The organism is Proteiniphilum sp. UBA5384 (assembly GCF_002410825.1).
GTDB lineage: Bacteria > Bacteroidota > Bacteroidia > Bacteroidales > Dysgonomonadaceae > Proteiniphilum.
In genome coordinates this window covers 77,731-90,054 of the sequence record NZ_DHOS01000034.1, presented here as the reverse complement: position 1 = coordinate 90,054, position 12,324 = coordinate 77,731, and the positions used below count along the sequence as shown (strand labels likewise).

Genomic DNA, 12,324 nt, shown 5'->3' with positions numbered 1-12,324 from the left:
ACCTCCTGCTCACGACTACCAAAACTCATACCACTCGCATTCATTAACTGCAAGTAGTCGATAATCAATATTTGCACACCATGTTCGCGAACCAAACGACGCGCTTTGGTCCGCAACTCAAATACCGACAAACTGGGCGTGTCGTCGATATAAATAGGCGCATTATACAAAAACTTATGATTCTTATCAAGGCGCTCCCACTCATCCTCGGAGAGCCGGCCACTCTTGATACTTTCCCCTTTTATCTGGCATACATTCACAATCAGCCTGTTCACCAACTGCACGTTCGACATTTCAAGTGAGAAAACACCGACAGGTAGTTCATAATCAAGTGCCATATTTTTCGCCATGGACAACACAAATGCGGTTTTTCCCATGGCCGGACGAGCTGCAATAATCACCAGATCGGATCTCTGCCACCCCGACGTCAACTTATCCAACTCCTTAAAACCGGTCGGCAAGCCACTCATTCCGTCTTTCCGGTTAGCTGCCAGCTGAATATTGTTCATCGCCTCCTTGATAACCGGATTGATCTGGATTACATCCTTCTTCACGTTCCGTTGAGAGATCTCAAACAAGCGCCCTTCGGTCTCCTGCATCAGGTCATCCACATCCACCGTTTCATCAAAAGCCTGCTGCGATACATCCGATGAAAAAGAGATCAATTCCCTGGCCATATATTTTTGCGCAATGATACGGGCATGGTATTCAATATGCGCTGCAGAAGCTACCTTCTCCGACAATTCGGCAATATAGACTGCCCCACCGGCAGTCTCCAGCTCGCCACGACGCTTCAACTCTTCTACCACCGTAAGCACATCCACCGGCTTCTGCTGCATGGCAAGCCCCTGAATAGAATCATAAATCAATTGATGAGACGGATCGTAAAAACTTTCCGGCCGTAAAATTTCACTGACGACAGAATAGGCATCTTTTTCAAGCATCAATGCCCCCAACACGGCTTCCTCCAATTCTTTCGCTTGAGGAGGCAGCTTTCCAATATCGGGAGCAGCAACTGTTTTTTCTACTACTCTTACCGCAGATTTTCGTTTTTGTCTTTCCATCTCGATTGGTTTTTGCTAAAAGGATTGTAAAGGTAGGCAGTAATTTGTTCCTATGGGAATTTTTGGATACTATTCTTTTCTAAAAGTTATGAACAAATTGTTGAAAACTTATATCTTTACATATTACTTGTATCTGCATCTTATATTTTATTTTTGTCCTTTTTTGTCCTTTATATTTAAGATACAAAAATCATACTTATGAAAGAGATTTCGTCCTTTACAGGATTTAAACCCGAAACCGTACGGTTTTTACAGGAGTTGAAAGAGAATAATTATAAAGAATGGTTTGACGAACGTAAATCCGTTTATCAAGAAGTACTGCTGGAGCCATTCCGCTCACTGGGAGCCATGCTTTCGCCAGCCATGTACAATATTGACCCGATGTTCGACCTGAGACCGATAAAAATGCTTTCCCGCATTTATCGCGACATCCGGTTCTCTTCAAATAAAGCCCCGTACAAAACCAGCATGTGGCTGAATTTTCAGCGTATGACCACCCATTGGGAAAATTTCCCCGGCTATTTTGCCGAATTCAGCGCCGAATATTTCATGTACGGGATGGGGCTTTTCATGCCTAAACGGAAAGTAATAGACCATCTGAGAGAGGAGATCGGATACAGTCCCGGATCATTCAGGAAAATGGCACAAATAGCATTGGATACAGGGTTCGAGGTCGCCGGAGAGCCCTATAAGCGCCTACTGTCCAATGACCTACCCGAATTCTATCAGCCATGGATGCAACGCAAGACCGTATATGTGGTCAGAACCCTGCCCCTGACGGACAAACGGCTGTTCAACGAAGCCATCGCGCTTCAGTTAATGGAGGATTTCTCACAGATAGCAGACCTCTACCATTTTATGGCGGAAATAGTGGCGGAGGTTGAGATATAGCAAAAGAATCATGAGATTACTGTCAATTATCCTGTGCTGTTTTTTTTTCACTGGTTACACGTATGCCCAAAATGAATTTTCTGAAGCGATAGGCTTACAAAAAGATTTATTACAGAAAAATCCTCAAGACACAAAAGCGCTGAAAGAAATCAGTTTCCTCTATTTACACCAGGCCAATTACGATGAGGCCATTCGATATGGTGAGCAACTGCTTTACATTGGTTATCAATCGGGAGATTACGACTATGCCCTGCTTTATGCCCACATAGTATTAGGTCAGGCAAATATGATGAAGGGCAATAAAAAAGAAGCAACAGCAAATCTCCATCAGGCAAAAGCCATTGCCGAAAGCAATCAAAACGATTCGGCGCTTTGCTCCGTCTATAATGGATTGGGGTTATACGCCGCCAATATCGAAAAAGATTACTATCGATCTATCGACCTGTTTTTTCAGGGAATTGCGGCGGCGGAGCGCTCAGGATACAGCCAACTACATACCATTTTGCTCATCAACATATCCGGCATTTATTATCTGAAAGATGACCCTGTCGGCCTTTCGTATTCACTAGAAGCTTATGAAAGAGGGCATAAGGAGAGCAATCCCTATCACATTTTCGCTGCGTCCGTAAACACGGCATATATGTACTACTTGTGCGACGATTATGAAAAAGCCTTACAATACATCAAAGAGGCTGAATTTTTGACGAAACAAAATGATTTTTACGATCAAACCAATATCTACGCCCTATATGGGCATATTTTACTGGCACAGGGAAATACCGATGAAGCCATTGTATATTTCGAAAGGGGGTTGGATGCAAAGGATAAAGCGCAAACTTCGTCTATTGTTTATACCCTTTACGGATATGCGAGAGCATGGCATGAAAAACAAGCCATGGATAGAGCAATCCCTGCATTGGAGGAAGCGCTAGAACTAACATATACTGAGAACAGCCCCATCTACAGAGACAAATTACAGAAGGAGTTATCGTTATGCTACGAATCCAAAGGAGAGTATGACCGAGCGTTAGAATGGCAACGCAGGTTCCAGACAGAAAGCGAGAGCCTGTTCAACACCGATAAAGAACGTGCCCTTAGTGATTTGCGCATGAAATACGATACGGAACGCAGGGAAAACGAAATAAAAGAAGTGAAATTAAACCTGTTGCAAAAAACAAAAAATGAACAATTATTCATCACTTCATTGATCGCGTTCTTCCTCATCGTGTTGTCCCTTATTTATTTCATCTGGCGCAGAAACCGCTTTTTTGCCACTATTGTGCATCAATATCAAGCTCACATTCGCCGTGAGAAACAAATGCAGCAAAAACTACGGGAGCTAGAAACGGATAACGATCCCCAAACCGGCGTCAACCCGGAGGAATCGCAGAAGAAGTATCCTTTGTCATCGTTAACCGAGGAAAAAAGTATGAGTTTGTTTTTACAGTTAGAAAGATTGATGCGTGAAGAAGCCGTCTACCGTGATAACTTTTTAACCAAAGAAAAGGTGGCGGATATGCTGGGAACGAACCGCACCTATTTATCGCAGATCATCAACCAACAAACATCACTCACTTTCACCCAATACGTCAATGAGTACCGGATAAATGAAGCGGTGAAACTGATCAGTGATTCCGAAAATCAAATCCCACTAAAAACTATCTCATCGGATGTGGGGTTCAGCTCCATGACTACATTTTACAAAGCATTCCAAAATACCGTCGGAATGACCCCATCTCAGTATAAAAACAAAACCACAGAGTTATATAAAAATCATTGATAAGTGTGAAAATTATCTTGTTTTTTATCCAATAACGGCAATTGCCGTTATTGGATAATCTTTTTGTTATAAATATAATGTTTTATCTTTTAATTTGCAACTATTCCATCACAGATAGCGTCATTAATGATTAAAAAATCAATTTTACACTTTCATCCGATCGATCAAAAATGCATAAAAATACCATATTTATGCGATTTCAAGGGGTATTACAATATACTACTTTTGCGGTGGATAAATTAATAAATAAAGATGAAAATATATTAAACAGCATTCTTCATATTTTAAGTAAATGACAATATGCAAAAGAAACTTCTAATTTTCAAAATCCTATCGCTTTTTGCCATAATATTGGCTAGTTTGTTTCCGGTCAGTACTGCAAATGCACAAGATAACCACACTAAGCGCACGATTAGCGGCATCGTCGTAGACGAAGAGGGTGAACCCTTACCGGGGGCCCACGTCGAGCAAATCAGCCAAACCAAAACCGAAAGTATTACAGCGGTGGTAGTCGATGTCAACGGTCATTTCTCGATAAACCTACCCAGCTCTACCCAAGCCGTTAAAGTCAGTTACATCGGGTTTGAGACGCAAACCATAACACTTACGGATGAGACCAGTTACCGGATTGTGTTAAAGAGTGCGACCCGGGAAATGGAGGAAGTGGTGATAACCGGAGCATTTACGCGTAGGTCAAACACTTATACAGGCTCTGTTTCTACCGTGAAGGGCGAGGAATTACTGCGGATCGGCAATCAAAATCTCTTGCAGAGCCTGACAAGTATAGATCCGGCGTTTATGCAGTTGGATAACCTCAGTGCGGGGTCCAATCCGAATGCTCTGCCCGATTTCCAGATGAGGGGACAAACCGGATTCAGCGACCTGAAAGGACAATACGAATCGAATCCCAACCAGCCATTGTTTATCCTTGACGGTTTTGAGACGAATCTGACAAAAATTATTGATCTGGATATGAATATGGTCGAAAGCGTCACCTTGCTCAAAGATGCCACGGCAAAGGCTATCTACGGTTCAAAGGCGGCGAATGGCGTAATCATTGTAGAAACAAAACGTCCCGCGGCAGGACAAATGAAAGTCACCTATAACGGTAGCGCAAACATTGAAATACCGGACCTGACAAGTTACGATCTGACAAATGCCGCTGAGAAACTTGAAGTGGAAAGGCTTGCCGGACTTTATTACAGTGATAATGCCGTCACGCAATTGGCATATCGTCAACAATACGAGAAGAAACTACGGGAAGTGCTTGCAGGAGTTGATACCGACTGGAAAGCACAACCCATACGCACCGGCGTGGGACAGAAACATGCTTTATACCTCGAAGGAGGGGATCAATACATGCTTTACGGCATAGACCTTTCATTCAATAATATAAAAGGTGCAATGAAAGGTTCTGACCGCACAACATTCTCAGGGGGTATAACACTCTCCTACCGGCTGAAAAACTTCCAGTTCCGTAACCGACTGACAATCACTAATAACAATGCCAACGATTCACCATACGGCAGTTTTTCCGAATATACACTAATGAATCCTTATTACAGGTTATACGACGAAAAAGGAAAAATGATGCAGAGTTATAGTTTTATCGATGGAGGCACAAAATCGGCTAACCCTCTTTGGAACTCCTCCATAAACACACTGTATGCAAGAAAGTATACCGATATTACAAATAATTTTTATACCGAATGGAACTTGCAGCGTTATCTGAAACTGACCGGCAGATTGGGAATAACCAAATATGTCAATCAAAACGACGATTTTCGCCCCGCCTCTCATACCGATTTTATCAATTATGGTACGGAGGACTTGTTCAAGAAAGGTTCATACACAAAACTTAATGGAGAAAGTATGAATATCAACGGTGATCTCGGAATCAACTACTCCATCCAGATCAACAAGCATCTACTATTTTTTAACGCTCAGGCAAATTTTACCAGCTACACCCACTCCAATGCCGTTGTAAAAGCGGAGGGGTTTCCCAACGACAATATGAACGATATTACTTTCGGCGTACAATATGACTCCACAACCGGAAAACCGACCGGTTCAGAAGGTATTTCGCGCAGTGTGGGCGGTATCGGTTCAATCAATTATTCATTTGATAACCGCTATTTGTTCGACGCAAATTATCGGTTGACAGGCTCTTCGGAATTTGGGGCCAACAACCGATGGGGTTCATTCTGGTCACTCGGAGGTGGTTGGAATCTGCACGAGGAACAGTTTTTGAAAGATGCTTCCTGGTTGGATCTGTTTAAATTGCGACTGTCCACAGGTTATACCGGTTCGCAGGGGTTCTCTACTTATGAAGCACTTGCAACGCTGAAATATTACGCTAATATTTCCTATAACGGATTGATCGGCTCCTATCTAGTCGGTCTTGCGAATCCCGACCTGCAATGGCAGAAGAAATTCGACAACAGTGCCGGTTTTGATTTCGCCATTCTGAAAAATCGCTTCAGCGGACGGTTTGACTATTACACGTCCACCACTCAAAGCATGCTGACCGATATCACTGTGCCGGAATCGACAGGTTTCAGCACTTACCGCGAGAATATGGGTGAAACACAAAATAAGGGATTCGAAGCCTATCTTAATTTTCGGGTTTGGGAAGAAAACAAAACCCGTAGTTATTTTAACGTCTTTACCTCTGTCGCCCGTAACCAGAATAAAATCAAGAAGATATCCAACAGTCTCCGGAAATTCAACGAAGAACAGGATGCTTTAAAACAGCAGGACGATGATTCAGAGGATGTTTCGAACATTACCCGCCCATCGGTCCGTTACGAGGAAGGCCGGTCGATGAACGCCATTTGGGCTGTCCCTTCGCTCGGCATCGATCCTGTGAACGGCAAGGAAATTTTCCTGAAACGCGATGGAAGTGTGACTTACGAATGGGATGTAGCCGACCAAGTTGTTTGCGGTGACACACAGCCCAAATACAACGGAATATTCGGGTTCAATTCTGATATTCACGGATTTGGCGTGAGCGCCACATTTAACTACCGTCTGGGCGGACAAATATATAATTCCACACTTATCGACAAGGTGGAGAATGCCGATGTACGCTATAATGTCGATCGCCGCGTATTCACCGACCGCTGGCAAAATGCGGGCGATGTGGCGCTGTATAAAGCCATTTCCGATAAATCATACACTCGACCGACTTCCCGGTTTGTCATGGATTATAACACTTTGACACTCTCTTCGATTATGGTTAGTTATGATTTCCGTAATCACTCATTTTTGAAATCATCGTTCCTTGAACGACTGAAAATTAGCGCTTATATGAACGATGCTTTCGTTATATCCTCTGTAAAAACCGAACGGGGAACTTCTTATCCTTTTGCAAGAACGATTTCTGTGGCTTTGCAGGCAGTTTTTTAATTGAAAATATAAAAATCATTATGAAAAAAAGTATCATTCAAATAGTATGTATAATTCCACTTCTGATATCCCCGGCCTGCACCGACTGGCTCGATGTGCGCCCGAAATCAGAAATTGTGGCTGATTTGCATTTCAGCAACGAAGCGGGATTTCGCGACCAGTTGACCGGAGTGTATTCCCAGATGTCACAAATACCAATGTATGGACGAGATATGAGTTTCGGATTAGTTTCTGTTCTTTCACAAGACTATGATCTGCTCACGAACAGCATTTACCGCTATGCGGCAGAATATAATTATAGTGAGATCAACACGAAGAACATCATTAATTCTGCCTGGTCGGCAACCTATAATTGCATTGCAAATCTAAATATTCTGCTTCAATATATCGATACTGCCGACCCGGACCTGTTCAGTGAAAGCAACAAGGATGCATATAAGGGTGAAGCACTCGGATTAAGGGCTTTCCTGCATCTTGACATGCTGCGCCTGTTCTCGCCCGCGCCTTCCGCATCACCTGATGCGCCGGCTGTACCTTATGTCACGCACTACGGGAAGGAAACTACCAACCAATTATCGGTAAATCAAACATTGGACCTGATAATCAACGACTTGATTCAATCAATGGAGCTTTTGAAGGCCGATCCGATCCTCGACCATGCAAATCTCACATATACAGAGCGTTGGGAACGAAAAAAATATTTCAATTATTGGGCTGCCATGGCTACGTTAACCCGCGCATATATGTATAAAGGTGATAAAACAAATGCTCTAAAGTACGCCAATATGTTTATAGAGGTCGATTCTGATCCATCTACAACCAGTTTCGGATGGACACATTTTACGTCGGTTGAAACAACTTATGAATATGAATGCAACCGTATTTTCAGTGAAGAAATCATTTTCCGTTTAAATATCAACAATCTGGATAATATCGTAAGGTATTACTTCACTTCAGCGGCGGGAAGCAATACATTGACTCCCTCGGAAGAAAAAGCGGATCAGATCTTTGAAAGAACATCCAAGGGTTACGGAAACGACTACCGTATGTTGAAAGGCTTTGCCTACGAAGGTGAACGCAAATATTTCTGGAAATACCATCAATATGAAGCCGGAAAATTCAATAACATTCTGCCGGTCATCCGTAAAACGGAAATATATTATATTGCGGCGGAGATACTAAAAGACAGTGATGCGGCACGTGCGGCCGAACTACTGAATCTTGTCCGGGACGCCCGTAATCTGGATAATTTCCCTCTCTCCGACAATCTTTCGGCTGAAGAACTCGACGATGAGGTCAGAAAAGAATACCATAAAGAGTTTCTTGGTGAAGGACACATGTTTTATTATTACAAACGCCGCAATGCAACCCACATAGAAGGCGCAGCCATAAACGCCGGAAACGATGTGTATGTGCTACCGATGCCGGACAATGAAATTGAATTTGGAAATAGAAAATAATGATGAATCATGTGGAATCAAATTAAAACACAAAGGAGCAAAGTCATGAAATATGTATTACCCGCATTTCTTTCCATTCTTCTGCTTTCCTGCCAAAATGAAAGCTTTTACTATCAGGATGAAGCACGCGCAAGATTGGAAGGCCCTTATGAATGGGCATTGGGAACAGATTCCCTCGACTATTCATTTGCATTTTACCCCTCATCGGTCACTGAAACAGCGATGAACATGACACTTTTTATCATGGGGAAAACTACCCCAAACGACCGATTGGTGAAACTTGAAGTTGTCCTGTCCGAAACAACAGCACTACCGGAGCAATATCTCTGCCCAACTGAAATCAAAGTGCCGGCAAACACTTATTCAGTCCCGTTCAATGTAGTACTGAAACGCACCTCCAACCTATCATCCCAAAATGTCCGCCTACGGATAAGGATTGCCGATTCAGGTGACTTCAAAACCGGAGTCGTAGAACACAACGGATTTACAATAAAATGGAATGATATGCTCAGTAGACCCCGTAATTGGGACGAATTGACTGAATTCTTCGGTACATTCAGCCTTACAAAATTCCGGTTTATCATTGACACGCTGGGAATCGGGGAATTTGACACAAACACCATGACATGGGGACAACTCAATAATTACCGTATTGTGATGAAAAACGCACTCACTACTTACAACGAGGCGCATCCGGGTAATCCACTAAAAGATGAAAACGGACAACTTGTCAATTTTTAGACCGTAGAATTTTATTTCTCATTTATCAATTGTTTAGAGATGAAGAATATATATATTTTTTTAGCATTTTTCGTTCTGTTGGTTTTCTATTCGTGCTATAAGGACGATGGCAATTACGATTATCTTCAGGAGGAGCAAGTAAGTATAATTGAAATAGATACAGTGGGAAACGCCGACCGTTTCGCCTTTGTGATGATCTACAATCCGGGCGATACCATCCGCATGGCCCCGAGAGTAAAGTATGCGCATCCTGAGAATCTGAAGTATGCGTGGATCACTTATCCATACCCCTATGAGGCGGTGCAAGTGGGGAATGCAATGGTTTATCCAAAAGCGGATACGATCGCCCGTACGCTTGAAGTGGAATGGGAAGTAACTCACCAACCGGGATGGTATAATTCAGGACTACTCGTAACCGACACTGTACGGGGACTTTCAGCACAAATGCTATTTTCCTATTTCAGGGTAAACAAACCCGGAGCACGCGAGGGAGTGTATATCCTCTCGGAATACGACAGGCAAAGTGATATTGATTTTTATACCAGCCAACTATGCCTTATTTATGGGGACGATTCTATGATTCCGAATTATTACAGTGAAACAACCCGGGGGGAGATGTTACCCGGAAAGCCCCTGTTCATCAGTTATGGACAGGATTATTACTATGTCTTTACCGAACAGGGCGGTTATCGTTTAAATACAGCCGGATTGGAATTGATGGAAGATTGGGATCAAATGTTTTATAACACTCCCTCATATAAACCGCAGGCTTTGAACTATATCAATAATTGCGAGTTTCTGGTCAATAACGGTAAATTGCATGTACTTTATACCAACAAGACAAACGACCGCAAGTTCTCGGCGCCTATTGGCGGCGATTATTCAGCATCGCCATTTCTGAGTGACCGCACCCGAGCTTCCTATGGAGCTATCTCGGGTGCTATCAACTCCGATCAAGTAATCTTTGACGAAAAATCGCTCGGGTTCCGCCCCTATTTCTCGATGGCAACTGAAGTGGGTGAGTTTATGAATACGATCCCCGACGCCTATATCAACGCCAAACGTCTACCTTCCAACCCGTGGGCAATAAAAGGGGGAGAGGGAGGAAAGACATATGCCATTCTGGAAGACGAAGGCTCTCCCTATCTCTATATTCTCAATTTCTATAATGTGATTGACGATGGCGATTTGAGTGGAAATGGCGTTAACTCAATCATCGACCTGAGCGGATGCACGAACATTAGGAATCTCAAGTTTTTCGATGCAAACATCAATGGCACGGCGTTTTTCTATGCAACCGACAAGGGCGTATATTCTTTCACGCCCTCATCAGGCCAGATTAATTCCACCACACTATATGAATGTGCGGCGGACGAAGAAGTGACCTGCATCAGCGTGTTTGCCGGACACGCCGGAGGAGGATTCCCCACAGCAGGTGCAGTATTATGGATAGGAGTATGGAACGAAAGCGGCAAAACCGGAAAATTAGTCGAATTTGAAGTCGATGCTTATTCCGGTTTAGCAAGACAGCAATGGGGAGCAATATTTGCTCCAACACACTCAAACCCACATATTACTACCGGATTTGGGAAAATAAAATCGATAACAACAAAATTCTAAATAATATGCACACATTGAAAACAAAACAATTACTTTTAGCTGTCATTGGAATAGTGACACTTGTCGGGTGTAGCCCAAAACCGGCAACATCCTATGTGATAACCGGACAAATCCAAGGTCTTGAAGAAGGAACCGGAGTACAACTCATTCCGGTCAGCCATAAAAAAGAGAAACCACTTACCGATACTGTCGTTGTAGACGGAAAATTTGTCTTCAAAGGTATTGCAGAAGAAGAACCACGCGCAGTACACCTGGTAGTGGGAGACTCTTATGCTGGCCTGATGATGGTAGAGAACGGAAAAATTGACATTACCGGCAAGGCAGAAAAAATGGAAGAAAAATATAAAATATCTGATCTCACCATAAAAGGATCTCCATTAACAGATTACTATCATAAACTATACTCAACCAAAGAGCAATTGAATCAACTTTATGATGATTATCATGCAGAGTACAAAGATCTGCTGGAAAATTTAGGACAGGCAAGAATAGCAAAAGACAAGACTAAGACAGATTCCCTCAGGAGTTCCGACGAATATAAAGCTTTTGAACAGGCTGAACATAACTTTTTCGAAACTGTAAGTAATACTTATAAACAGGTGGTCGAAGAGAATAAAGAAACATTCTGGGGTCCACTCATGATGATTACTTTCACCTCTTATCTGCGCTCTTCCGACGAAGACCGGCAATGGTATGAAACCCTCTCACAAACAGCAAAAGACAGTTACTACGGACAAAAAGTACATGAGGAAATATATCCTGTAGGAAAAATCGGTTCCAAAGCCCCCCCATTTACGGTAAAAGATGAACAGGGAAAAGATTTAACGCTTGCGGATCTCTGTAAGGAGAAAAAGTATGTACTGATCGATTTCTGGGCCTCGTGGTGCGCTCCCTGCCGCAAAGAAATTCCAAATCTCAAGCGTGAATATGTACGTCACGGTGCGAAAGGATTTGATATCGTTAGCATTTCCATCGACCAGAAAAGGGAGGACTGGGAAAAAGCATTGAAAGAGGAAAAGCTTCCCTGGCACAATTTCATCGATGAAAACGGGATAGCAGACACTTATGGCGTGCAACTTATCCCCACAACCTATCTCGTCAATAACGAAGGAGTTATTGTAGCAGAAAACCTGCGGGGCGAAGACTTTTCCAACAAACTCAATGAACTGTTTGCAGAATAAACTTTAATTTCAGGTACACCTTTATTACTCCAATAAAAAATTATTCCGGCAATAGGTTCAATATAGCCTATTGCCGGAGTAGTCTTGTGTTCCACAACCTTTATATATTTAACTATGCAAAACTCTTTATAACCAATATTAACTTAGAATATCAAAATCGGTTTATTAACTTTGTCCAC

8 protein-coding genes are annotated in these 12,324 nt (G+C 42.7%); 7 read left to right on the top strand and 1 reads right to left on the bottom strand.

Features of this window, described 5'->3' with window-relative positions; translation table 11 throughout:
- A partial coding sequence (locus B4G81_RS07305; protein ID WP_294081335.1) for a replicative DNA helicase occupies positions 1-1,064 on the bottom strand: 1,064 nt, incomplete at its 3' end.
- 198 nt (positions 1,065-1,262) lie between these two features.
- Between B4G81_RS07305 and B4G81_RS07300 the strand changes: the two genes are divergently transcribed.
- The 7 genes from B4G81_RS07300 (at position 1,263) to B4G81_RS07270 (ending at position 12,145) form a co-directional block, all read left to right on the top strand.
- Positions 1,263-1,955 carry a DUF2461 domain-containing protein gene (locus tag B4G81_RS07300; RefSeq protein WP_294081334.1) on the top strand — a complete coding sequence of 231 codons (693 nt, stop codon included), beginning with the start codon at positions 1,263-1,265 and terminating at the stop codon, positions 1,953-1,955.
- 10 nt (positions 1,956-1,965) lie between these two features.
- Positions 1,966-3,735: an AraC family transcriptional regulator gene (locus B4G81_RS07295; protein WP_294081333.1), complete on the top strand. Its 1,770-nt coding sequence runs from the start codon at positions 1,966-1,968 to the stop codon at positions 3,733-3,735.
- Between the two features lie 300 nt (positions 3,736-4,035).
- Positions 4,036-7,143 carry a SusC/RagA family TonB-linked outer membrane protein gene (locus tag B4G81_RS07290; RefSeq protein ID WP_294081332.1) on the top strand — a complete coding sequence of 1,036 codons (3,108 nt, stop codon included), beginning with the start codon at positions 4,036-4,038 and terminating at the stop codon, positions 7,141-7,143.
- Positions 7,144-7,163: 20 nt separating this feature from the next.
- Positions 7,164-8,603, top strand: coding sequence for a RagB/SusD family nutrient uptake outer membrane protein (locus B4G81_RS07285; protein WP_294081331.1), 1,440 nt, complete (start codon positions 7,164-7,166; stop codon positions 8,601-8,603).
- 45 nt (positions 8,604-8,648) lie between these two features.
- Positions 8,649-9,344: a DUF4843 domain-containing protein gene (locus B4G81_RS07280; protein WP_294081330.1), complete on the top strand. Its 696-nt coding sequence runs from the start codon at positions 8,649-8,651 to the stop codon at positions 9,342-9,344.
- Positions 9,345-9,383: 39 nt separating this feature from the next.
- Entirely contained in the window at positions 9,384-10,964 is a 1,581-nt protein-coding gene (locus B4G81_RS07275; RefSeq protein ID WP_294081329.1) for a PKD-like family lipoprotein, read from the top strand.
- Positions 10,965-10,969: 5 nt separating this feature from the next.
- Positions 10,970-12,145, top strand: coding sequence for a TlpA disulfide reductase family protein (locus B4G81_RS07270; protein ID WP_294081328.1), 1,176 nt, complete (start codon positions 10,970-10,972; stop codon positions 12,143-12,145).
- The last annotated feature ends 179 nt before the right edge of the window (positions 12,146-12,324 follow it).